Annotated in this window: 24 protein-coding genes; 17 read left to right on the top strand and 7 right to left on the bottom strand. The window is 43.1% G+C overall.

Annotated features, from left to right (window positions below; translation table 11 throughout):
- The first annotated feature begins 77 nt into the window (after positions 1-77).
- Positions 78-395 (top strand): HesB/YadR/YfhF family protein, encoded by a 318-nt coding sequence (locus ACN6MV_RS17590; RefSeq protein WP_042128414.1) that lies wholly within the window; start codon positions 78-80, stop codon positions 393-395.
- 76 nt (positions 396-471) lie between these two features.
- On the opposite strand, the gene ACN6MV_RS17585 is transcribed toward ACN6MV_RS17590, so the two are convergent.
- Entirely contained in the window at positions 472-987 is a 516-nt protein-coding gene (locus ACN6MV_RS17585) for a hypothetical protein (protein ID WP_042128412.1), read from the bottom strand.
- Positions 988-1112: 125 nt separating this feature from the next.
- Between ACN6MV_RS17585 and ACN6MV_RS17580 the strand changes: the two genes are divergently transcribed.
- The 3 genes from ACN6MV_RS17580 (at position 1113) to ACN6MV_RS17570 (ending at position 4445) form a co-directional block, all read left to right on the top strand.
- Entirely contained in the window at positions 1113-2861 is a 1749-nt protein-coding gene (locus ACN6MV_RS17580; protein WP_419884506.1) for an ABC transporter ATP-binding protein, read from the top strand.
- Positions 2862-2995: 134 nt separating this feature from the next.
- Complete coding sequence (locus ACN6MV_RS17575) at positions 2996-3514, top strand: sigma-70 family RNA polymerase sigma factor (protein WP_042132244.1); 519 nt, start codon at positions 2996-2998, stop codon at positions 3512-3514.
- The gene (locus ACN6MV_RS17570) at positions 3507-4445 is read left to right on the top strand and encodes a hypothetical protein (RefSeq protein ID WP_042128408.1); all 939 of its coding nucleotides are present in this window, start codon (positions 3507-3509) and stop codon (positions 4443-4445) included. The genes ACN6MV_RS17575 and ACN6MV_RS17570 overlap by 8 nt, the downstream gene beginning before the upstream one ends.
- A 75-nt stretch (positions 4446-4520) precedes the next feature.
- Here ACN6MV_RS17570 and ACN6MV_RS17565 read toward each other — a convergent pair whose 3' ends face one another.
- Both ACN6MV_RS17565 and ACN6MV_RS17560 read right to left on the bottom strand, forming a co-directional pair.
- Positions 4521-4964, bottom strand: a complete 444-nt coding sequence (locus ACN6MV_RS17565; RefSeq protein ID WP_042128405.1) for a DUF441 domain-containing protein — start codon at positions 4962-4964, stop codon at positions 4521-4523.
- Between the two features lies 1 nt (position 4965).
- A complete protein-coding gene (locus ACN6MV_RS17560) occupies positions 4966-5970 on the bottom strand; it encodes a YpdA family putative bacillithiol disulfide reductase (protein WP_042128403.1) in 1005 nt (334 codons plus the stop codon).
- 179 nt (positions 5971-6149) lie between these two features.
- Between ACN6MV_RS17560 and ACN6MV_RS17555 the strand changes: the two genes are divergently transcribed.
- From ACN6MV_RS17555 to rsgA, 4 genes are all read left to right on the top strand, one after another.
- On the top strand, positions 6150-6746 hold the full coding sequence (locus tag ACN6MV_RS17555; protein WP_042128401.1) for a metalloregulator ArsR/SmtB family transcription factor: 597 nt from the start codon (positions 6150-6152) through the stop codon (positions 6744-6746).
- A gap of 121 nt (positions 6747-6867) precedes the next feature.
- Positions 6868-7323 carry a DUF3939 domain-containing protein gene (locus ACN6MV_RS17550; RefSeq protein ID WP_042128399.1) on the top strand — a complete coding sequence of 152 codons (456 nt, stop codon included), beginning with the start codon at positions 6868-6870 and terminating at the stop codon, positions 7321-7323.
- A gap of 161 nt (positions 7324-7484) precedes the next feature.
- On the top strand, positions 7485-8156 hold the full coding sequence (locus ACN6MV_RS17545) for an HAD family hydrolase (RefSeq protein WP_042128397.1): 672 nt from the start codon (positions 7485-7487) through the stop codon (positions 8154-8156).
- A gap of 490 nt (positions 8157-8646) precedes the next feature.
- Positions 8647-9741 (top strand): ribosome small subunit-dependent GTPase A, encoded by a 1095-nt coding sequence (gene rsgA / locus ACN6MV_RS17540; protein WP_419884505.1) that lies wholly within the window; start codon positions 8647-8649, stop codon positions 9739-9741.
- 120 nt (positions 9742-9861) lie between these two features.
- On the opposite strand, the gene ACN6MV_RS17535 is transcribed toward rsgA, so the two are convergent.
- Positions 9862-10488 (bottom strand): FMN-dependent NADH-azoreductase, encoded by a 627-nt coding sequence (locus ACN6MV_RS17535; RefSeq protein ID WP_042128394.1) that lies wholly within the window; start codon positions 10486-10488, stop codon positions 9862-9864.
- A gap of 227 nt (positions 10489-10715) precedes the next feature.
- Here ACN6MV_RS17535 and ACN6MV_RS17530 point away from each other — a divergent pair, with 227 nt between their 5' ends.
- Positions 10716-10853: a hypothetical protein gene (locus ACN6MV_RS17530; RefSeq protein WP_170880275.1), complete on the top strand. Its 138-nt coding sequence runs from the start codon at positions 10716-10718 to the stop codon at positions 10851-10853.
- A gap of 120 nt (positions 10854-10973) precedes the next feature.
- On the opposite strand, the gene ACN6MV_RS17525 is transcribed toward ACN6MV_RS17530, so the two are convergent.
- Positions 10974-11213, bottom strand: a complete 240-nt coding sequence (locus ACN6MV_RS17525; RefSeq protein WP_042128392.1) for a hypothetical protein — start codon at positions 11211-11213, stop codon at positions 10974-10976.
- Between the two features lie 142 nt (positions 11214-11355).
- On the opposite strand from ACN6MV_RS17525, the gene ACN6MV_RS17520 reads away from it, so the two are divergent.
- A complete protein-coding gene (locus tag ACN6MV_RS17520) occupies positions 11356-12024 on the top strand; it encodes a hypothetical protein (RefSeq protein WP_339286836.1) in 669 nt (222 codons plus the stop codon).
- On the opposite strand, the gene ACN6MV_RS17515 is transcribed toward ACN6MV_RS17520, so the two are convergent.
- Positions 12011-13711 carry an alpha-amylase family glycosyl hydrolase gene (locus tag ACN6MV_RS17515; RefSeq protein WP_419884504.1) on the bottom strand — a complete coding sequence of 567 codons (1701 nt, stop codon included), beginning with the start codon at positions 13709-13711 and terminating at the stop codon, positions 12011-12013. The two genes, ACN6MV_RS17520 and ACN6MV_RS17515, sit on opposite strands and share 14 nt — an antisense overlap.
- 272 nt (positions 13712-13983) lie before the next feature.
- Between ACN6MV_RS17515 and ACN6MV_RS17510 the strand changes: the two genes are divergently transcribed.
- The 7 genes from ACN6MV_RS17510 to ACN6MV_RS17480 all read left to right on the top strand — a co-directional run bounded on the left by ACN6MV_RS17510 (position 13984) and on the right by ACN6MV_RS17480 (position 21325).
- A complete protein-coding gene (locus ACN6MV_RS17510; protein WP_042128388.1) occupies positions 13984-15006 on the top strand; it encodes an ABC transporter substrate-binding protein in 1023 nt (340 codons plus the stop codon).
- A 53-nt stretch (positions 15007-15059) separates the two neighbouring features.
- Positions 15060-15836, top strand: a complete 777-nt coding sequence (locus ACN6MV_RS17505) for an ABC transporter ATP-binding protein (protein ID WP_042128385.1) — start codon at positions 15060-15062, stop codon at positions 15834-15836.
- Positions 15836-16672, top strand: a complete 837-nt coding sequence (locus tag ACN6MV_RS17500) for an ABC transporter permease (protein WP_419884503.1) — start codon at positions 15836-15838, stop codon at positions 16670-16672. The genes ACN6MV_RS17505 and ACN6MV_RS17500 overlap by 1 nt, the downstream gene beginning before the upstream one ends.
- A gap of 94 nt (positions 16673-16766) precedes the next feature.
- Positions 16767-17753, top strand: a complete 987-nt coding sequence (locus ACN6MV_RS17495) for an aromatic acid exporter family protein (RefSeq protein ID WP_042128381.1) — start codon at positions 16767-16769, stop codon at positions 17751-17753.
- 165 nt (positions 17754-17918) lie between these two features.
- Positions 17919-18941 carry an HD-GYP domain-containing protein gene (locus ACN6MV_RS17490; protein WP_052414631.1) on the top strand — a complete coding sequence of 341 codons (1023 nt, stop codon included), beginning with the start codon at positions 17919-17921 and terminating at the stop codon, positions 18939-18941.
- 225 nt (positions 18942-19166) lie between these two features.
- Complete coding sequence (locus ACN6MV_RS17485; RefSeq protein WP_042128379.1) at positions 19167-19724, top strand: outer spore coat protein CotE; 558 nt, start codon at positions 19167-19169, stop codon at positions 19722-19724.
- Positions 19725-19942: 218 nt separating this feature from the next.
- Entirely contained in the window at positions 19943-21325 is a 1383-nt protein-coding gene (locus tag ACN6MV_RS17480; protein WP_419884502.1) for a putative amidoligase domain-containing protein, read from the top strand.
- A 115-nt stretch (positions 21326-21440) separates the two neighbouring features.
- Here ACN6MV_RS17480 and ACN6MV_RS17475 read toward each other — a convergent pair whose 3' ends face one another.
- A complete protein-coding gene (locus ACN6MV_RS17475; protein WP_042128377.1) occupies positions 21441-22238 on the bottom strand; it encodes a GNAT family N-acetyltransferase in 798 nt (265 codons plus the stop codon).
- Between the last annotated feature and the right edge of the window lie 136 nt (positions 22239-22374).

Genomic DNA, 22374 nt, shown 5'->3' with positions numbered 1-22374 from the left:
AAACATTAATTGTATAAAGGTATTTGAATATCGATTCATTTTCAGTATGATTAGACTATACAAAGGAGCTGAGAGAGATGAACATGGAAATTAGTCAAGCAGCGGCAGCTTGGTTTAAAAGAGAACTGGATCTTAACAATGGAGACTATATTCGTTTATTTCCCCGTTATAGCTCGGGAGGCGGACTTCACCCTGGCTTCTCACTGGGTATCGCAACAGAGGCGCCTGGACGTCCGGCTATTCAAGTTGAACAAGAGGGTATTGTGTTCTACATGGAGGAGCAGGACTTATGGTATATGGAAGGTTATGGTTTAACTATTGTGTATTCTGAGGCAGAGGATGACATTGAATATAAGTATGAAGCCAAGTCAGTGCCTGATAGTGTACAGATTTAACTGACTTAATTTTGTTTATTAACTAATGATGAAAAGCCCTTGCCAAAAGGCAGGGGCTTTTTCTACGTTGATATAATCAGTGCGAATTGCGGAACGTTTCTTCCTCCATAGCAAAATCAAAATCGTCAATGTCGTATACTTGAACTGGGACTCCACCTTCAATAATGCGTTGAATCAGCTCGAATTGGTCAGTAAGAATAGGCACCTTCTCACGTTGAGAGGACAATAGCAGCTCTGTTTCGATTGGATCGAACGTTTCTCCATAAACTGCGGTATCCATGCTGTTAATGATGGTGATTTTTGATTGTCCACCGAGAAGAATTCCAGAGCTTTTTGCCCAAGGAACGGCCAGACAACGGTTGATTTTTTTAGCATTAAGCGGCTCTTCGAAATAGGCTATCAGCTCACCAATTTTGAGTTTGACATGCTTGTCATCATCTGGACGGTTCATTAACGGATCATCACTGTCCCGCAGTTCGTATAATTCCATTACGGTCGTATAAGGCACTATATATTCTACAGGGCTGCTCGATATGAGAAGCTGGCCGTAAATCGCCATCATGACGGCTTCCGTCACAAATTGTCTAGACATCTTTATCCTCCTGAAGTTCGGGTACTGCTATCGTACTTATGGACTTAAAAATATAAAAACACTGTAGAGCGCAAAAGTCAACTGTACTTAAGCAACTCAGTAAAGAGAAAGGACAGAATATTCCTGTGAAGCAATGGAAATCATATTTTACTTTCGTACGTCCTTACATGAAATTGATTGTGTTTACGCTATTTATAGGTATGATCAAGTTCAGCATTCCATTAACACTGCCAATGATTCTGAAATATGTAGTCGATGACCTGCTGATGAACCCTGCCATGAGCGTCGAAGAGCGGGTATCCCAATTGATGCTCATCCTCGGAGGCGCATTTGTTCTATTTATAATCGTGAGAGGACCGGTGGAGTATTACCGTCAGTATTTTGCTCAGCTGATTACAAGCAAGGTATTGTTCGACATGCGGAATAAGCTATACAGTCACTTACAGCGATTATCACTCCGGTATTATCAGAATACAAAAGTGGGCGAAGCGATTTCAAGATTTATAAATGATGTGGAACAGACCAAAAATTTAGTAGAAGTCGGAATGATGAATGTATGGCTGGATTTATTTACGCTAGTGTTTGCGCTTGGTTTTATGTTTTATTTGAATCCAGTGCTGGCGCTAGTATCTATCGCTGTCCTTCCGTTCTACGCCTTTGCGGTAAGCAAACTATATAAACGACTTAAGAAGTTAACCAAAGACCGTTCACAAGCTCTGGCAGGTATTCAAGGCTATCTTCATGAACGGATTCAAGGCATATCGATCATTCGCAGCTTCACCATGGAAAAAGTGGATCAGAAGCAGTTTGAGGATATTAACGGTAACTTTCTCAAAAAAGCGATGGCTCAAACTCGTTGGAATGCGATGACCTTCGCGATTATCAACACACTAACGGATATTGCACCACTGCTAGTCATCGGGTACGGCGGTTATCAAGTGATTCACGGCAATTTGACAGTGGGAACCTTTGTTGCTTTCTTTGGCTATCTTGACCGGATGTATGCGCCGCTACGGCGATTGATTAATTCTTCGACAGTGCTAACACAAGCTTCAGCTTCTCTTGAACGGGTGCTTGAGCTGCTGGAAGAGCCTTATGATATCGTGGATAAACCGGGAGCGAGACCTCTCACGAATGCACGAGGTGAAATTGATTTTCATAATGTATGGTTCAAATACAACGAAGAGAATGATTGGGTACTGAAGGATATCAATTTAAGTATCAAACCTGGGCAGACCGTCGCTTTTGTCGGAATGAGTGGTGGTGGGAAGTCCTCTCTCATCAGCTTGATCCCGCGATTCTATGACATCAGCAAGGGTAGCCTTAAGATGGATGGCCAGGATATACAAGATTTGACGCAAGAGAGTTTGCGAAGAACTGTTGGGATGGTGCTTCAAGATAATTTCTTATTTAGCGGATCTGTACGAGATAATATTTTGTTTGGTAATCCTAATGCAACAGAGGAAGAAGTCCTCTCGGCGGCAAAAACTGCCAATGCGCATGATTTTATTGAGCAGCTGCCGCTAGGCTATGACACAGAAGTGGGAGAACGTGGAGTGAAGCTGTCCGGTGGGCAAAAGCAACGGGTGGCCATTGCAAGGGTGTTTCTTAAAGACCCGAAGGTTCTCATCTTAGACGAAGCTACATCAGCGCTGGATCTGGAATCAGAGCATTTAATTCAACAAGCGCTGCAATCCCTCTCGTCGGAACGGACCACACTAATTGTTGCGCATAGACTGTCTACCATTACACATGCTGATCAGATCGTAGTACTTGAGAACGGTGAAATCACAGAGCGTGGTACACATGAAGAACTAATGGGGATAGATGGGAGTTATGCGAGATTGTTTAACGTACAGCATTTGGATACATGATAAGATATATCATTATAATAAATTACTTAGGTGGTCTTCTCGGGAGAGAGGGCCACTTTTTTTAAACTCTATTGAGTCTTTTTGGATATCACATGCGTCTAAAAAATATAAGCAACATGAAAGGTAGTGAGAACTTGAATACAACAGAGCTGGAGGAAAAGGCGATAGCGGGTGATGAAGACAGCTTTACTGCATTGATAGAGGGGATGCAAGAGCGTCTTTACCGTATGGCATACTCCTATGTGAGGAATAAGGATGATGCGCTAGAGATTGTGCAGGAGACCGTCTATAAAGCGTATATCTCTGTTCATAAACTACAGCAACCTCAATATTTTAAAACTTGGCTGACAAAAATAGCCGTCAATTGTGCCTTAGACTTTATCCGGAAATCTAAAAAAATCGTGTATATGGAGAAAAATCCCGAAGGCAGCTACGCTTCAGAACCCATAGAGGATGTCATTGATCTTCAGGAGGCGTTAAGAGTCCTTGATAAAAGATCAAGAATGATTATTGTGATGAGATATTTTGAAGACTTGCCCATAAAAGAAATTGCCGGGGTATTAGACATGCCAGAGAGTTCAGTGAAAACCGTCATCTATCGGGGATTAGGAAAATTGAAAATTAATATGAAGGGGAGTGAGTACTTTGGATAATCAAATGGAACGTTTACAGAAAGCATACAACGATATTGAAATCCCTGAAGAACTATCACAAGCCTCTCGTAAAGGTATTGAAAGAGGAAAACTTCATAAACAACAGAAAAGAGGAATAAAAATGAATGGATTAAAATGGACAGGGTCAGTTGCAGCAGCAGTTATTATTTCTTTTACAGTGGGCGTAAATACGGTGCCAGCCTTCGCTGATAGTATGAATGATGTGCCAGTGCTCGGTAAGCTGGTAAGTGTTTTGAAATTTACGGATGGAAGTGCAGGAGGCGGCACGATTCAGGATGGAGTAGATGTTAATTTCATTTCGTTGAAACATCAGAAGAACAGTGATCAAATGATTTTAAACTTCGCGAATTCGGACAATACACAAGATCTTGCAAGCTCTTATAACGTAAAATTCACTGACAATCCTTATACAATGACCGTAACCGTGAGTGGGGCAAGGAACTTCTCAGCTGTTAAAGATCTTGAGACATTAAAAGAAAGCAAGTATGTTCAAGATGCTTATCCTTTAATTACATTGGATGACTCGATGATACGTTTCAATGTGACCTTCAAAGAGCCAGTTGCTTATGAGGTAAAGGAATATAAGGACCCGGCACAGGTGGCGATTACATTGATGGATAAGAAGGGTGACGTGGGGGAAGGAGCTTCTATCTATTCACTTAGAACGGTCTCAGCGCCTTCTGGCGAGAGTCAAGGCATGGCTGAAGAGATGTTATTCGGGTTAAAAGACGTGCGCGTATTAAAGGATCAGAAGGGATTATTCCTAGTGGAAGCTGGCTATTTCAATTCTGAAGCAGAGGCGTTGGCCCAGCTGGAAAAAATACAAACAGAGTATGGTATTAGTGATTTATTGTTTGTAGAAAAACGATCATCTCAGGAAATTCCACAGTCCATTTCTCAGGCTGAATAAAAAGAAAGTAGAGCAGCGATTCTCTCGTAGTGGAGAATCGCTGCTCTACTTTTGTGTTCAATCGTTGATCACCTTTTACATTTTGCCAATCAAGAGCGATAATATACCGGCTGCGATAAGCGGTCCTACAGGGACACCCTTGAACAATGCAACGCCTATCACTGTTCCGATCAGGAGACCCGCAACAACTGTGGGCTGGTTGGTCATAAGGATAGCTCCTCGCCCTCCAAGATAAGCGACGAGAATACCGATCGCAATTGCAAGAAGTGACTTCCAGTGAAGGAAGGATTGACCGACCATTTGTAGCGATATTTTTCCGCTGGCCAAAGGTGTCATGACCCCGATCGTAAGAATGATAATCCCGAGGGTTAAACCATATTTTTCAAGCCAAGGGAAGGTCTGCTGCAGCCCAAGAACTCTTAGCAGTAATAGGACGACCATTGCTATTGTTACAGGGGAATTACTGCTTATAATACCTAGCGCAGCAAGTCCAAGCAAAAGCAAAGAGGTCATGTCCATCTTAAACGTTCAACTCCTTATTGTGAGAACTTCGCTTCGAAAGAATATGATCAGCGATAAGTTTACCATGCCCACGTCCTGTCTCAATAAATACTTCATTCGCATTCCGACCTGATGCGATTACTCCTGCAACATAAAGACCTGGAATATTACTTTCCATACTGGAGGGGTTAAAAGCTGGCTTATCCATATCGTCATCCATAACTACTCCCGCTGAAGTGAGAAGCACCCGGCTAGGGCGGAAGCCTGTCAAAGCAAGGACGAAATCATTATCTATGGATTTCTTATCTCCATTGTGACTTGTAACGATGACCGAATTAGCCGTAATTTCAGTCACACGTGATTCCAAATGAAGGGTGATCCTTCCCTTTTGTACCATCCCTTCAAAGATTGGCCGAACCCAAGGTTTAATATTCGAGGAAATGCTCTCACCACGATAGACCATATCTACTGTAGCTCCAACACGCATAAGCTCCAGCGCTGCATCTACGGCGGAATTACTTCCACCTATTACTGTAACCTTCATCCCTGTATATGGATGGGCTTCGCCGAAATAGTGGGTAACCTTAGGAAGCTCTTCACCTGGAATACCGATCATATTCGGTTGATCAAAATAACCTGTAGCTATTACTACATTCGCGGTAATCCGTGTTTGATGCTCACCCCGCATATTGGACGTATGTACAGCAAAGGTTCCATCCTCCAAAGGCTCAATGGACGTCGCTTCTTCGTAAGCGGCTATATCTAGACCATACTGTTTCGCAGCCCGGCGGTAATAGACAAGTGCTTCATGACGGTACGGTTTATCATTAGTCGAGGTGAAAGGAACGTCTCCGATCTCCAATAGCTCAGCTGTACTGAAGAATTGCATATTTGTTGGATACAAATAAATGGAGTGAACAATAAAGCTTTTTTCAATAATGAGACTGGACAGTCCTTGGCGTTGGCATTCAATAGCTGCCGAGAGGCCGCAAGGACCTGCACCGATAATAATTACATCTTTCATACAGCGGGTTACCTCCTGATTGTTACTATCTTTTCTTTAAATCCTACCCTAAATTCATTCATTTTGCCATAAGCGTAGGATTAAACATAATAACCATTGCAACCGTAATGTTGATTGTTATATAATTAGATATATATCTAATGAGAATATAGCTTACGAAAGTGAGGAGTGTGATTCCGATGCAGTTGGAAAAAATAGTGAACTATCATAAAGCTTTGGCTGACCCAACACGTTTGCGTTTATTGCTGCTTCTGTCACAAGGAGAAATGCATGGACAAGCGCTGGCTGAAAAATTGAATTTATCGCAACCGACAGTAACTCATCATGCTGCGAAATTGCGGGAAGCGGCTTTAATTAAGGAGCGGCGCGACAAGAATACCGTTTATTTTAAGTTGAATCCGGAGTTCATTAGTAGTGGCGCTGAGGCTTCACTTCAGTTTATTTTTTCGAAAGGAGCGAGAAATATGGAGGAGAAATCACCTGAGAATAGTCTAAAAGAGTCTGTGCTTCGTAATTTTTTCTCGAAGGATGGACGGCTACGGCAAATCCCGGCACAGTATAAAAAGAAATTGATCGCCCTTCAGTACATGGTTGAGAAGCTAGAACCTAGGGTAGTTTATACTGAAAAGGAAATTAACGAGTTTATTAAGCAGTTTCATGAGGATTTTGCTACCATTCGGCGTGAATTTATTATGCATCAGTTTATGTATCGAGAGAATGATAAATATGAGCTTAATCCCCGAGAAATATGGACTCGTTGGGAAGATGTCAAATAATGATCATATAATTGTTAACAATTTGTGTCGATTGGAAATATGCTGATTAAGAAGGAGGAATTCGAATATAATAGAATTGTAAGCGTTAACAAAGATAGTTTTTCGAAAGGAGACTTGTCTTATGTTTTTCAAACGCATAAAAAAACAACCCCAATCCGATCACATTACCGTTACCTTGAATCAAGTCAAACAGGCAATCAGACAATTTGAAGAAGATATGCCTGCGCTCATTAATAGAACAGCCTTAATCCTTGACGACAAAAGAATAGATTTGAGTCGACTAAAACGATATTTAGGTGGAGTTCCAGACCAGAATTTCTATATGTCACGTGAGACATATGAAGTTTTCGAGGAAGAAGATAAGCTGGTTCCCTATTATCTTGATATGGTTCAGTCTGCTGTCGATAATTACATCAGTGATACAGGTCAGCTGCCTCTTGTTGAAGATTCTTGGTTGCCAGAGGTTCATTATCGATTGCTGGCCACAGAAAGTTATCTCAAAGAAACCCCTCCTTTCCCACTGTATATCACAGAAGAGGAAATGATGCTGACACATCGAGCGGAGCATTTTGAGTAAATGAATAAATCTAATATAAATCTTATAAAGACTGTTCGGTAGAAGGGGAGACAGCTAATCCTTTTTACAGAATGGTCTTTTCATTGTCTTAAAAGGCATAGTACAATAGATTACTGAAAGTTCAATTCTTAAAATCAACAGCATATAAGGGGAATCGCTTGATGAAAGAAGTACAAGCCATATTATTTGATTTGGATAATACTTTAATGGATCGTGACAATACATTTCGCAGTTTTTGTACTCAGTTTGTGCAAGATTTTCTAGGACATTTGGAACCTGCGGAAGCGCAGGATGTAATAGAGGATATGATCTATAGAGATGCTGATGGATACCGTGATAAAGACGGATTTTTCATTGAGCTAAGCGAGATACTGCCATGGGAAACGCCAGTTACAGCTGAGCATATTCGTGCGTATTACGATGCGAGCTATATCAATCATGGCGCAACGATGAAAGATGCTGTAGATATTCTGAAGTACTGCAAAGACCGTGGTTATATTCTTGGTCTCGTTACCAACGGCAAAGTAGAAATTCAGAATACCAAAATTGATACACTTGGCCTACGAGAGTACTTTAAGGTTATTGTCATATCCGGAGAAGTAGGAATTGCTAAGCCCGATCCTAAGATTTATCAACTTGCATTAGACAGACTGGGGGTTACTGCTGATCAGACATTGTTTATTGGAGATCATCCAGTGAATGACATCTGGGGTGCTGGCAAAGCAGGACTTCAAGGGATTTGGCTGCAAAGGAAACATGCCTGGGATGATCAATTAGACATTCAACCTTGGAAGATGATTCGTGAGTTGAATGAGCTTAGGTCTATTTTGTAATCATATAGAAATTTGTAGTTGACATTATAAGGCAGAACCGATTATGATAACAACATCTTATTTCGGAAGGAGACGATGTTTTATGACAGTTTTAAATGTAATGAACTCAACTGTTGTGGATACGTGTCTTCCGGGAACAGCGGCTGCCGAATAAGTTATTCGTGCAGTTTAGCAGATAAGCTCTATTACGCTTATTAGAGTCGCGGGAACCGTATTGGGTCCGGCGGCTTTTTTGCGTGTATAGAACCGATAGGATTTTGTAGTTAAATGCCTATTTGTCTATATATCGCACGGGAAAATGAACTTATCCTAGCCTTTACGATAAGACACTTTTCTGATTGTGTATGCACTTCCTGTCCTTTTCGTCCTAGAAGAGTACAAGAAGTGTGGACCGCCGCCGGATTCTTAAATTCCGGCGGCTTTTTGTGTTCTCGGAAAATGCTGGTAGGACAAAAAAATAAACCTTTAACAGATCTTTAGGAGGATTCAAATGACTAACATACAGCAATATGGTTGGAATGAAAATTGGAGTTCAAAATGGGATGAAAGATGGAAAGAGTCGGAGAATAATAAACAGTTAGTTCCCGGACGAATTGTAGGTGATTTCGGAAGTAAGTATAGAGTAATGACTGATATGGGAGAGACATGGGGTGAACTATCAGGAAAGCTGAGACATACATTTGTGGCTTCAGGTGACTTTCCTGCGATCGGTGATTGGGTAGCACTTTCAATGCAGGATGGGGGGGAGCATGGGATTATACATGGGTTATTGCCTCGACATAGTGTCATCTCACGTAAGGTAGCAGGTAACACACAAGAGGAACAAATTGTTGCTTCGAATGTAGATACCTTATTTCTGGTCAGTGCTTTGAATGATGACTTTAATGTTCGGCGGATGGAGAGATACCTGATTATGGCGTGGAATAGTGGGGCAAATCCAGTCATTCTGCTGACCAAAGCGGATCTTTGTTCAGATGCAGATCGTAAAATCGCGGAAATGGAAAGCGCCGCCCCAGGTGTATCAGTTCATGCAGTTAGTGCACTGCAGGATAATGGCCGTGAGAAACTGCTGCCTTACATCGGGAGTGGACAGACAGTGGCTCTAACGGGCTCATCAGGCTGTGGTAAATCAACGATGGTCAACTGGCTATGCGGAAAGAACCTTCAGCTTACACAGGATGTTAGAGAAGGAGATAGCCGCGGACGCCATACCACTACTCACCGTGAATTGTTTGTTATGCCGGACGGAGGAATTATTGTGGACACACCAGGGATGCGTGAGCTACAGCTCTGGGAAGATGAAGGTGGATTAGATCTGGCGTTCAGTGATATTAGCAGTTATGCTGCAGCCTGTCGGTTTAGTAATTGCAGCCATGAACGTGAAGAGGGCTGTGCAGTGCTTGAAGCGGTTCGAACTGGTGAGCTGGAAGAGAAGAGACTGCTAAACTACCGAAAGACTCAGCGGGAGCTGTTGTACCAAAGCACCAAAGAAGTGAAGTTTAAGAGAAAAAGTGCTGCTTCCTCAAAAGTTAGTTCTTCAAGAACCAGAGGATACGGGTGGCGCAAAGAATTGGATGAGTATTAGAAGAATTGCTAAAGACAGTAACATTGACAGTAGTAATTTACTAATAGGAAAAAAATTCAAAAAGGGTGACCCTGTGCTCAGGGTCACCCTTTATATTGAATTTGCTCTTATAGGCTTGTATTAGAACGATGCAGCAGTTTCCTTAGCCAATTGTAATCCGTTCTCAATGATTTCAGCGGATTGTGCAGGAAGTTGGTTGTGACCTTCGATGATTACTTGTGTAATATCTTTGATACCCCAAAGGTTAAGGTTACCAACGATGAAGTTTACAGCCATTTCAGCACTTGCTGCAGGGCCTTCGGAATAAATGCCACCTCTAGCGTTCAGAACGATTGCTTTTTTACCTGTCAAAAGACCAACTGGACCTTCAGCAGTGTAAGAGAATGTTTTACCAGCTTGGCAAAGGTAATCGACATAAGTATGCAATACAGCTGGTACGGTCATGTTCCACAGTGGGAAACCGAATACTACTTTATCAGCAGCAATAAACTGTTCCAAATATTTATTTACTACAGCAGCACCTGCAGCTTCTTCAGCGGTTAGTTCGTAACCTTGAGCAGCTTTGTACATACCAGTGATCAGGGTATTGTCGTAGTAAGGAAGTTGTTCTGCGAACAGATCAAGTTCAGTGATTTCATCTTCTGGATTGTTAAGTTTGTAGTTCTCCAAGAATTCATTGTAGAGCTTAACACTTACGGATTGTTCTGCTGGACGGTTGTTTGCTTTAATAAATAGAACTTTAGACATTATGATTGCTCCCTTGGATGTGTGTATTTAATATTAACTATAAATAATATAGCATGTATTCTTTTGTTTGTAAATTATTTTTTTGTAATAGTTTTTTGGGAATTGAGGAGTTTAATAAAAGTGCTAAAGTTTAAAAAAAAGAATTTCCGGTTAATAAACATACAAGGAAACAGGAAAAATTTCCCTATATCCATGAGTATCTGAATGAATTAAAAGGAGCGATGGACATGTCCATTGATCGGTTTATCATTAAGAAATTGGATAGCTGTCACGAAGAGCATACACGCCAAAATTTAGTGAGCCTCTTTAAGCTTCGAATACAGAAGGCTGAAAAAGCAGAAGATAAGAACTATAAGATTAGCTGAAATTGACTTATACTCGTAATTCACTAAATCTGCAAAATTAAAAACAGCAAGTCTCATTCAGAGACTTGCTGTTTAGTCTGCTAAAAGGTGAAAAAACTTTACAAAAAAACTACCCCTCTATTAATAGAGGGATAGCGCCAATGAATCATTCTCACTATAACTGTGCAATATAGCCTCAGAGCCTTTAATTTCGATACTAATCAGAGAATTCAGGCATTTCTGGATGGCATTTTTGCCCTTTTGAATTTTGAGCTCCAACGTACTGTTAAGTAATCTAAGTACTTTCTGAGTGGGCTGTTTATTTTCTGTTGTGAAATACACAGGTACAAGTTTGTTCTGAAAAGTGATGAGCATTCTCATTTTGAAGACACCTCGCTAAAAGTATTTCATGTTAATGATAATACCCTTTGTTTCTTAATTTTACCTTAAAATTAGCTTATGATAACATAAAGATTGTTATATTAATATACATATATATGTAATACAGGAAGGATACAATGATGTGAATGACAATGGAGTAACGGATTTAACGCATTTTTTATTTCCAGATGGGATAGAGGGGGAAGTAATAAGGGATCAGTTACATAAAGCTTCTACCGCAGACCGGATCTGTAGATTGAAATATAAAGAAAAGGAGAAGATGAAGGACCTTTGTCTCCAAGTACATAAAGATCGAATATTAGTAATCTGCAATAGTAAACCAGAATCCCTGCCCTATGAATTAAAGGACGAAAGTGAAACGGTGAGCTTTTGTCTTCAGCTGTTCGAATGTGTGAACACGAAGGAGCTCTACAATCATGGGATTCCGGCATTACTAATGTCAAAAAAAAGATTTGAAGAGCTGAGAAGAAGCTCTTGCTCATCCACGTTGCAAATGCTTTCAGATTGTTTAGCCGCAGAGACAGGGGATGATGTACATTCCATCCAACTAGCACGGGTGATGAAGTGCTTCATGGCAGAAGGAGAATTACGACTCTGCACATCCAGTGATAGTGGATGGATGTTTCAAAAAGCTCGCTTCATGGGTGATCATTCCAGTGGCTGGTTGCTACGAATGAGCAGCGATCCATCCAAAGACTGGCTTATAGCCCTCCCGATTACAAAAGCTCAATTATGCGGTTCAGTAACAAAATGGGTGTTGCATGCCTCCTCATTTCTTACTCCACAATAGCTGTTGAATAAGGAGGGAGGGTGAGTTGATCTGAATTCAAGGTCGACTTGATAGTAATGGTCTTTAGGATCTTGGAATAAGAGAAACCCTCGACATTGGGATGTAGAACAATGGTTTGTTCTTTTCCAGTAAGGTTATGAACGACGAGCACCTGATTCTGTGTTGTTAGTCGTTCGTAAGCCATAACCCCGGTATTGCCAGATGCATAGTCACGGATACCTCCATCCCGGAGCGCTGGGACCTCATTTCTTAATGCAATGAGTTCGCGATATCTTCCAAGCAGTGAGCTACTGTCATTTAACTGGCTCTCAACATCAACGTTGATCGCACCCGCATTATTACTTCCCGGCTCCCACGTAGTCTGCCCCTCTCCTTGATCGGCTGCCACCCATCTCATAGGCTCTCTAAGGCCTTCATCTGGTTTCACACCTAGCATTCCAATTTCTTCACCATAATAGATAAAAGGATTTCCGGGCAAAGTTAACAGTAGGGCTGCTGCCATTTTTGCATGATTTGGGTTGTTGTCTAATTGACTCATGACTCTGTTTTGATCATGATTCGTTAAGAAAGTAGCATCGGTAAAATGATTGTCGGATATTTTGGAGTACAATTTATACGTTCGCTCTAGCGTAAAGGCAGTCCCGCTGTCTTTTTCAGTTTTTACAGAATTGACTAGTGTTTCTGCTAAACCAAAGTTAAAGCTTGAGTCAAAGGCTTGATCTAAATAAGCCCCGACGGTGACAGCAGAATTTTCCCATACCTCACCCACTATATATGCCTCAGGATTAACTTCATTCATGGCTTTGCGGAACTCCTGCCACCAGGATACATTTTTAGCCGTAGTAGCCTCAGTTTTGTCACTCAACAGATCTTCATAGATATGCTTCGCAGCATCCAGTCGGAATCCGTCCACACCTTGCTCGAGCCAAAACTTTCCGATGTCCTTCATTTCCGTACGAACCTCAGCATTATCGAAATTTAGATCTGGCATGCCTTCCCAAAAGCCGCCCAGATAATGACTGCCAAGTAAAGGATGCCACGCATTGCCTCCGCCCGAAGCGCTGGCTCCGCTTGCGGCACGGCCTTGATCTTCAGCCCAGACGTACCAATCTCGATATTTGCTATCTGTGTTTTTAGCCGAATCTACGAACCATGGGTGTTCTTTGGAGGTATGATTCACAACCAGATCCATAATGATTTTAATTCCTCGTTTATGCGCTTCTGTAATAAGCTCTTGAAAATCCTCAAGTGTCCCATAATCAGGATTTATCGAACGATAATCGGTTACATCATAGCCATGATAGCTTGGCGATGGGTTGATGGGCATAAGCCAAATCCCACCGATTCCCAAATCGTTGTTGGTCTCAGGATTCCCGTCATTTAAGTAATCTAACTTTTGGGTGATTCCTTTGAGATCTCCGATGCCATCCCCGTCTGAATCATAGAAGGAACGAACAAATAATTCATAATAAACCGTAGAGGGCTGTTCGTCCACCGTAGCTATGACTTTTGTAGCTTGAGGGGTAGCGGGGGGGTGAACTGAGTCTGTTTTAGGGGAAGGAGAAGCAATGGATGCTTTGTTGCCTGCATCTCCAGAACAACTGGTCAGCAGTAATGCGGTTAGGCTAATGCCTACCAGACTAAATATTATGTTTTTTTTGGTTATGGATGTAGCACCTTTATACATATGAACTAACCCCTTTTACCGCAATTTTCCGATACAAAAAATAGAAAGCGTTTTATTTCCTATAGTACTCGAATGCATCCCTTTTGGTAAAACGTTTGCACAGATACAAAAACAGCAAATTAATCGATATTTATCCATTATTCCAATGAAAATTGCTAATATCATGGTTATTCTTGGATTTCCCTATGTTATTGGAGGTTTTAACCTTTTTGTAGGCATCTGCATATGCTTTAAGCAAGGGCGAAGGACCCGGTAAGAAAGGAGAATGAAGAATGAAGATTAGGAAAAAGCTGTCATTGTCGCTCATGATCATTACTTTATGCTTTTCAGTGCTTGCCGGTTGCGGCGGAAAGTCAGAGATGGTGAAGGTAAAGATTGGTGAAGTCACACGTTCTGTCTTTTATGCACCCGAATATGTTGCTTTATCACAAAATTTCTTTAAAGATGAAGGACTTGACGTAGAACTACAGACGATCCCCGGTGGAGATAAAACTATGACTGCACTCCTCTCTGGCGCCATCGATGTGGCATTGGTAGGTTCTGAAACCTCTATTTATGTGTATCAGCAGGGCTCAGATGATCCAGTCATTAATTTTGCACAGCTGACTCAGAGGGATGGAACGTTCCTGTTTGCCCGTAAAGCTGACGGTGAGTTTAACTGGGATAAAGTGAAGGGGTCTACCTTCCTTGGTCAAAGAAAAGGCGGAATGCCACAAATGGCAGGCGCGTTTACTTTATCGAAAAAAGGAATAGATCCTGCCAAAGACATCACCTTGATCCAAAATATTGACTTTGCCAATATTGCAGGTGCTTTTGCTTCAGGTACTGGCGATTATGTGCAGTTGTTTGAACCTCAGGCTTCAATCTTTGAACGTGAGGGACGAGGGGAAGTAGTGGCTTCGTTTGGAGTCGAGAGCGGCTATTTACCGTACACCGTGTTTATGTCTAAGAATAGCTATATTAGTAAAAATGGAGACACGGTACAGAAGTTCACGAATGCGATCCAGCGTGCTCAGCTTTGGGTGAAAGAACATAGCCCTGAAGAAATTGCAGATGCGATTATGACTTATTTTGATAAAACAGATAGAGACATCGTGGTTTCTGCAGTCAAACGATATAAGGAACAGGATACCTATGCGGTTAATCCAATTATAGATAATGAAGAATGGAACAATTTGCTTGATGTCATCGATCTTGCTGGCGAGCTTAAAGAACGCGTTCCCGCTGACAAAATAGTGAATAACAGTTTTGCTGAGAAAGCTGAGAAGAATATAAAGAGTAGCACTTCAAAATAAGAGAGAACCAAAGATCCTAAATAAGATGTGTAAACATGAAGGAGGGGCTGACAATGCTTCCAGTAGTGCAATTAAAGGGAGTAACGCATGCCTATCTTGGCGACCGTGAAGCTTCACTGGCCGTTGAGGACCTGAACCTTAATGTCGAGCAGGGAGAGTTCGTTAGCCTAGTAGGTCCAAGTGGTTGCGGCAAGACGACTCTCCTATCGATTATTGCAGGACTGCTGCAGCCATCTCAAGGCGAAGTATTCGTAAACGGTCAAACCATTACGGGGCCTTCACCAGAGGTTGGGTATATGCTGCAGCAGGATTATCTTTTTCCTTGGCGGAGTATACTGGACAATGCGATTTTGGGTCTGGAGCTGACTGGAAGCTTGAACGAGGAGAGCAGAAAGCGGACCTTGGAGCTGCTTAGGGAGATGGGCTTAGAGGGAAAAGAGCACGCTTATCCTTCTCAGTTATCAGGTGGAATGCGGCAAAGAGTGGCTCTGGTGCGTACCTTGGCTACAAATCCTGGACTACTTCTACTAGACGAGCCGTTCTCGGCGCTGGATTATCAGATTAAATTACAACTGGAAGATTTGGTCTCTGAGACCTTACGCAGCAGAGGAACGACTGCAATATTAGTTACGCATGATCTATCTGAGGCTATTGCAGTAAGCAGCAGTGTTATTCTTCTACAACGAAATCCGGGGAAGATCCGCAAAGTATTCTCAGTGCCAGAGCAAATCCGAACAGCACCTCCGCTGTTTGCACGTGATCAGCCAGGCTTTTCGGAGCTTTTTCATGAGATATGGCAAGAGATGGAGATTGCAGGGAGGGAAGGCTAATGAAGCATACGAAGCAATCGGGGTTATTAGCTTCCCGTGAACAGTGGCTACAGCAAATGCATGGCGATTATAAGAAAACGAAGCACCGGTGGCGCAATCGAGTGAATGTTGTAAGGGGCAGCCTGTTACTATTGTTTTTTGTTCTCTGGGAAGCAGGAGCAAGAATGGGCTGGATTGATGAGCTACTGTTTAGCTATCCTACAAAAGTCTTTCGCCAAATCTGGGAAGATATGGTTAGTGGGAGCTTGTGGCCGCATCTGGGGATGACGGTAGGTGAGACTGCGGTAGGCTTTGTACTGGGAACGCTGTTAGGGACACTGCTGGCTGTGATTATTTGGTGGTCTCCTTTTTTATCAGCAGTACTTGATCCGTATATGGTCGTATTTAACAGTATGCCGAAGGTGGCGCTGGGGCCGATTTTTATCGTCATGTTCGGGGCCGGATTCACTGCTATCGTTGTTACCACTTTATCTATAACGGTGATTATTACGACGCTTGTTGTTTACAACAGCTTTTGCAGTGTAGATCCGAATCTGGTCAAGGTGGTTCGTTCCTTTGGAGCTTCCAGAGTTCAGGTGTTCTTTAAAGTGATTCTGCCTGCTTCATTCCCAACGGTGGTGTCCACCCTCAAGGTGAATGTGGGGATGTCATGGGTAGGGGTTATTGTAGGGGAATTTCTAGTCGCGAAATCTGGTCTGGGCTATCTGATTATTTATGGCTTCCAGGTATTTAACTTCACTCTCGTGATGTCCAGTCTTTTGATTATCGCGGCAGTGGCAACGGCAATGTATCAAATAGTGGTATATCTAGAGAAACGATTGCTATCAAGACGATGATCCTTATGTAATATTGTGTCCGTACACAAAATCTTGTAACATGTCTATATCTTTACCTATATATTGGATAGTGTTTGTAAGGAGAGATAGGGTTATGGGATTTCGTGTGATTAAAACAGCAGCAGCTACTTTATTATCCGTACTAGTTGCTTCTGCAGTGGGTATACCTAATGCACAGAGTGCAGGCTTGTTGGCAATTTTAGGTGTAGAGGTTACTTTGAAAAGGAGTTTCCGAACGATAACGGCTCGTTTTTTAGCCTCGCTCGTGGGACTCTTTTTTGGCTGCATCCTATTCTGGCTTCTAGGGTTCCATTACTGGGTACTTGGGCTGTATGTACTCGTAGGCTTTCCGATGATCGTGAAGTCTGGCTACAAAGAGGGGATCGTCACCAGCTCGGTTATCGTATTTCGCGTGTTTGGACAAGCTGAACTGTCGCTCCATGTCCTGCTGCAGCAAATTGAGCTTTTGGCTATAGGACTAGGTTCAGCAGGATTGGTAAACTTGGTTTACATGCCTCAGACGGGTGGAGTTATTTATGGGATCCGTAAGGAAGTGGATCGTTATTTCTCAGTTATTTTTACTCAGATGGCCCGTACGCTTCGTGACCCTTTGTATATTTGGGACGGTAAAGAATTAATTGATGCAGATAATGCAGTGCAGCGGGGACTAACGGCAGCTACCCGTGAGATGGAGAATCATGTTATTCATCCTGATGAAGCATGGAATGTCTATTTCTATATGCGGAAGGAGCAACTGGAATCGATTCAAAGTATGATGCAGCTGCTGTCTCAAGTGTATCGCCACTTACCACATGGGGAGATGGTTGCCGAATTGTTCGACCAGCTTAGTGGGGATGTGCTTGCAGAGGAATATACTGGACGAACTGAACATCTGCTGGACGAGCTAACACGAGAATTCGAAGAAATGGATCTGCCAGAGACACGTGAGGAATTTGAAGTACGGTCAGCTATTCTTCAGTTATGTAGGGAATTGGCACTTTATTTAAAGATCGCTAAGCGGCATAAAATACCGGTCAGTTACAAGCCGGAGAAACGTCTTAGCATACGAAAAAAAGCTTAAACTGAGGCTTTAATAAAGTGAAGTATTAACTATCTCTGTCAAAATCACGATAAGATATGTATGAACTAAAAGTTAATCACAAGATAGGATTAACGATTTTATGGTGAGTTCAAATAATAGCAGGAAGTTCGGTAGTCGAATTTTCCGCATTGGCAGGTGAGGCGTATGGACAAAGTTATGGAATCATTTATCGGAAAACAACTTATAGCTAACCTTTTTAATGACAAAGGTGTATTTGTTTTACCCGCATTGACTTTATTAAGTGCTGAGCATATACGATTAATCAGTCAACATAAGATCACGTTAGAGTCACATGACGTCGTGCAGCTGGACAGCGCGGAGTTTTTCCAACTAGCCATTGATGATTGCACAGCTGCAATAGAGAATATTTTTGAACAGATTCGACATAACAAAAACAAAAGAATTCCTATGCTTGAAGTTAGAAATGAAGTCATTCCGTTTATACAGCAGGTAAGTGAAAAAAATGATTTTTATGGCGTATTGGCTGCATTGCAGTCCAAGGATGATTATACATATAGACATAATGTAGCGGTTGGCATTTTATCTACTTTGCTAGGGAAATGGCTAAAATTAAAGCCTGAGGATTTGAGTATGCTGACGATCGCTGCGACTCTGCACGATATCGGCAAAATGAGGATTCCGGATGAATTACTAACTAGACCGGGCCCGTTGACCAATGAAGAGTATCAGCTTATGAAAAAGCATACGACTTATGGTTACGAGATGATCCGTGACACTATTGGAACCAATCATATGCAAGCGCTCGTCGCCCTGCAGCATCATGAAAGAATGGACGGCAGCGGTTACCCGTTCGGCGTTCTTGGAAATCGGATCACTGATTTCAGTAAAATTGTTGCTGTCGCAGACGTGTTCCATGCAATGACATCCGACCGTTTTTATCGTAAAGCATCCCCTCTATATGAAGTATTGTTGCAAATGGAGGAAAATGTGTTTGGTAAGCTTGACCCTTATATTTGTAGAGTCTTTATTAATAAGTTAATGCAGTCAATGATAGGGAATGAAGTGGAATTGACAGATGGACGGACAGGAAAAATCATAATGATTCTTGCTACGGATCCACTGCGCCCGCTCGTGAATATTGATGAGGACTTTATTGACTTAAGCAAACATAGATCACTTGGTATTGTACGCGTAATCCCGCAATAGCGCGCTTTATAAGGCTTTTTTAACATTCAGGATAGATATGTAATAGGCTGGACCATTTTTATAATCTACTCATATCTGTACAAATTTTGAAATAAAATGAACTATGAGTCTTCTGATAAGACCTTTTGGAGGGCTTACTCAAATAAATTTATAGACTAACAATCAACAAATGCCTAGAACCTGCATACACTTGATAGTGAATGATTGTATGGAGGAGGTTTAAAGATGTCATTAAGCCATAAACGTCAAACAAGGGAGATCATTACGAAGGCAATTTGCGGCAAAGGTCGTAAGTTCTCTACAGCAACCCATACCGTGACTCCGCCACATCATCCGACTAGTATTCTGGGGGCTTGGATTATCAACCACCAGTACGAAGCGGTTGCCGCCGGGAACGGAATCGAAGTAATTGGTACTTACGATGTAAACATCTGGTACTCGTACGACAAGAACAAGCAGACCGAGGTAGCTAAAGAAACGGTCTCCTATGTGGAGCTCATTCCGCTCTCGTACCTGGACACGAGACACCGCACTTCTACCGTTGAGGTCTCTGCGGAGGCAACGCAGGAACCCAACTGTGTAGAAGCGGGCGTATCGCCAGGCGGAGGCAGTGTGACACTTCGCGTAGAGCGCGAATTCGAAGTGGAGTTGGTGGCTGAGACCAAAGTCCGTGTGTATGTTACTGAGCAAAGTGATGATCCGGAAGACAAGGATTATGATTTTGACGGTGATAGCTTCGATTACGATGATCTGGACCCTGACAATCTGGATGATGAACTGTAAGGAAGGATGCGCCGCCGCTAACTGAGTATCGATGGGTTATGGTCCATTATATGTAGGAGGGGCGGCGGCGTAGAGGGCGAATGCCCTCCTTTTTTTTATTTATTTTTAGGAAATCGGATGCATTTAGTGAGAATCGGTTCGAATTCAGGGAAGTAAGATGTGAAGGAGTTAGTGCTGAGCTTTCAATCTCGGGTGGAAGGGATGGAGGGGCGAGAAAAATGAATGAAGGCTATAAAGTGTATTCGGGATTGTCAGCAGCGCAGAGAGAGTCTAGGTTACTTAGGAGTGGTATTGAAGCGACGTTGTCGTCTGCAAAACAGATCCTGTCGCGAAAAAAAGGCACAAAAACATCTATACAGACGCAGAGAAACCAGACCTCTGATGAAAGAACTCGTTTAGCCGATACATATGGTGCTCCGTCTTTCGAAAAGTCTCATAAACAGTGCTATAACATACTCGTATATAATCTGAACGTTCTTCAGATCACTCCACTTGGAGCAGGTTTAGGGATGCGAGCAGCCTTAGATGTGTTTTCCGGGGCATTAAATGAGGATCGCTTGGATAACAGTGAATCAATGAGCAGTGCCTCAGGAGAGTGGCGCGGGGTGATGAAATTGCTTCAGCGTATTGCTGTTCGAACTTTATACAGCTTGGGGCTGGATAGTGGTGAAGTACTATTGAGGGCAATGGGGAACCGGAGGTATGTTGTGGAGAGAGTTACTCCACTTTTACAGAGTTCCGGCAAATCATTGCCTGAGCCATATCGTTCCGCGGCATTAGCGCTGGAACGGAACCTTGCTCTGGAGCAGCCAGGCCGCAGCGGCCTGCTCATGGGCATGGACCCGGAGTTCATCATCCTCCGGGAATCCACCGGCCGCGTCGTGCCTGCGTCGCGGTACTTGCCCACGGACGGCGTCGCTGGCTGCGACGCCGGACCTCCGGGAACGCGGGGCGTGTTCCCGGTCGCCGAGCTGCGCCCCCAGCCGCGCGGGGAACCGCGCGCGCTGCTGGCGCAGCTGATGTCCGCCGCGGCCACGGCGGACCGGCTCATCGCTGACCGCACGCTGCGCTGGCGGGCGGGAGGCATGCCGCTGACGGGCTGGGCCCTCGGCGGCCATTTGCACTTCAGCGGCGTGACGCTGACAGCGCCGCTGCTGCGCGCGCTCGATAACTATCTCGCGCTGCCCATGCTTTTGCTTGAGGACGTCCGCGCGGGAGCGCGTCGTCCTCGTTACGGCGTGCTCGGCGATTTCCGGACTCAGCCGCATGGCGGCTTTGAGTACCGGACCTTGCCGAGCTTCCTGGTATCCCCGGTCATCGCTAAAGGCGCGGTCTATCTGGCTCATCTTATCGTGAGCCATTATGAAGACCTGACGCTGCGCCCGCTCGACCGGGAAGACCTGCATATCGCCTACTACGTCGGCGATAAATCCCCGCTGCGCGACGCAGTACCCCCTCTGCTGGCGCAGCTACGCGCTCTAGGCGGCTACGAGATGGCCGCCCAACACATAGAGCCTTTGTTTCAATATATCGCCGCTGAACGAACGTGGGATGAATCTCGCGATATCCGTGAGCTTTGGTGCAGCAAAGTTAAAGGTTGAGCTTATTTATCAAAATATCAGTAAGTATCAGTTTTTCACATATCCCTTATATCTAATATTTCTCGCATGAACGTCTTGGGCGCCTAATAAGGGCGCCCAAGGCGTTCATGCTTGTCTACATGTACATGATGCTCCAAGAACCGATATCCTGAAATCCAAGACGTTTGTAAATAACCCCGGCATGAGGGTTGTCATAAAAGAGGCATAAAGATTTCCCTTCATGGAGCAAGTCTGTACATAGCTGTGCAACTACGCTTGTAGCTAATCCTTGCTCTCTGAATGCTTGATGCGTGGCAACCCCTACGATCATAGCCGACATGGAATTTTCTGCCGATGTTGAGGCTGTTGCAATTACCTGATCTTCACGTTTCATATAATACGTGCGGCCTGTACCACTCGCCAGTGTTTTACGTAGGCTAGTTCTCGATCCGTCCCGACTGCTTTCAAACTCTTCAATAGTATCCGTAAGCGAGCAAATCGCTTCTACATCCTGAACGGTTGCCTTTTTTATGTTTTCAGTAGATGAATTGGATGCTTTAATTTTCGGATTCATTTCCTTTAGCTCAGAAAAGTACAATTGCTTTTCTTGTTTAAAGTCAACCACTCCGTCAAAGGCTTTTACCACTTCGGTTACACCGGAAATCATATGAATATCGTTATCTTTTCGCATGATTGTAGCAAATCCCTCGACATCAAACGGCCCATCTGCATAGGGAAGATAGCTTCTATAAAAACGCAAAAGAACGGCTTTCATTCGACCATTCGTTGAATCTATCTCCCCCCATAATGTCATGAAATCCTGTTCAAACCCGAAATTCTCTACATCTCCGATGATAAATAAATTAAGAGCCGGCTCTTTCCGCAGCAATGCCATTAGTAGTTCCCGATCATCCTCCGTGAGTCTTCGTATCATCTGATATTCTCCTTTGATTTTCTTATGAGTTGACACTCTGTGTTAAGATTTTACAATATTAAAATGCAGAAGAATATACCTCTTTCTAAGGAACAATGGATGCTTGAAAAATAAACAAACGGTAATACCCATTATG

This window comes from Paenibacillus sp. B-A-8 (assembly GCF_048572915.1).
Lineage (GTDB): Bacteria > Bacillota > Bacilli > Paenibacillales > Paenibacillaceae > Paenibacillus_AQ.
The sequence above is the reverse complement of the archived record's forward strand: the minus strand, read 5'-3'. Positions and strand labels throughout refer to the sequence as shown.

Excerpts from the sequence above, each read along its gene's own strand:
- ACN6MV_RS17500 (WP_419884503.1), top strand. The coding sequence starts at position 15,836 with ATGAAGCATACGAAGCAATCGGGGTTATTAGCTTCCCGTGAACAGTGG.
- ACN6MV_RS17485 (WP_042128379.1), top strand. The coding sequence starts at position 19,167 with ATGTCATTAAGCCATAAACGTCAAACAAGGGAGATCATTACGAAGGCA.
- ACN6MV_RS17510 (WP_042128388.1), top strand. The coding sequence starts at position 13,984 with ATGAAGATTAGGAAAAAGCTGTCATTGTCGCTCATGATCATTACTTTA.
- ACN6MV_RS17525 (WP_042128392.1), bottom strand. The coding sequence starts at position 11,213 with ATGAGAATGCTCATCACTTTTCAGAACAAACTTGTACCTGTGTATTTC.
- ACN6MV_RS17530 (WP_170880275.1), top strand. The coding sequence starts at position 10,716 with ATGTCCATTGATCGGTTTATCATTAAGAAATTGGATAGCTGTCACGAA.
- ACN6MV_RS17515 (WP_419884504.1), bottom strand. The coding sequence starts at position 13,711 with ATGTATAAAGGTGCTACATCCATAACCAAAAAAAACATAATATTTAGT.
- ACN6MV_RS17475 (WP_042128377.1), bottom strand. The coding sequence starts at position 22,238 with ATGATACGAAGACTCACGGAGGATGATCGGGAACTACTAATGGCATTG.
- ACN6MV_RS17560 (WP_042128403.1), bottom strand. The coding sequence starts at position 5,970 with ATGAAAGATGTAATTATTATCGGTGCAGGTCCTTGCGGCCTCTCGGCA.
- ACN6MV_RS17565 (WP_042128405.1), bottom strand. The coding sequence starts at position 4,964 with ATGGACATGACCTCTTTGCTTTTGCTTGGACTTGCTGCGCTAGGTATT.
- rsgA (WP_419884505.1), top strand. The coding sequence starts at position 8,647 with ATGACTAACATACAGCAATATGGTTGGAATGAAAATTGGAGTTCAAAA.
- ACN6MV_RS17505 (WP_042128385.1), top strand. The coding sequence starts at position 15,060 with ATGCTTCCAGTAGTGCAATTAAAGGGAGTAACGCATGCCTATCTTGGC.
- ACN6MV_RS17555 (WP_042128401.1), top strand. The coding sequence starts at position 6,150 with ATGCAGTTGGAAAAAATAGTGAACTATCATAAAGCTTTGGCTGACCCA.
- ACN6MV_RS17590 (WP_042128414.1), top strand. The coding sequence starts at position 78 with ATGAACATGGAAATTAGTCAAGCAGCGGCAGCTTGGTTTAAAAGAGAA.
- ACN6MV_RS17495 (WP_042128381.1), top strand. The coding sequence starts at position 16,767 with ATGGGATTTCGTGTGATTAAAACAGCAGCAGCTACTTTATTATCCGTA.
- ACN6MV_RS17490 (WP_052414631.1), top strand. The coding sequence starts at position 17,919 with ATGGACAAAGTTATGGAATCATTTATCGGAAAACAACTTATAGCTAAC.
- ACN6MV_RS17535 (WP_042128394.1), bottom strand. The coding sequence starts at position 10,488 with ATGTCTAAAGTTCTATTTATTAAAGCAAACAACCGTCCAGCAGAACAA.
- ACN6MV_RS17545 (WP_042128397.1), top strand. The coding sequence starts at position 7,485 with ATGAAAGAAGTACAAGCCATATTATTTGATTTGGATAATACTTTAATG.
- ACN6MV_RS17550 (WP_042128399.1), top strand. The coding sequence starts at position 6,868 with ATGTTTTTCAAACGCATAAAAAAACAACCCCAATCCGATCACATTACC.
- ACN6MV_RS17585 (WP_042128412.1), bottom strand. The coding sequence starts at position 987 with ATGTCTAGACAATTTGTGACGGAAGCCGTCATGATGGCGATTTACGGC.
- ACN6MV_RS17480 (WP_419884502.1), top strand. The coding sequence starts at position 19,943 with ATGAATGAAGGCTATAAAGTGTATTCGGGATTGTCAGCAGCGCAGAGA.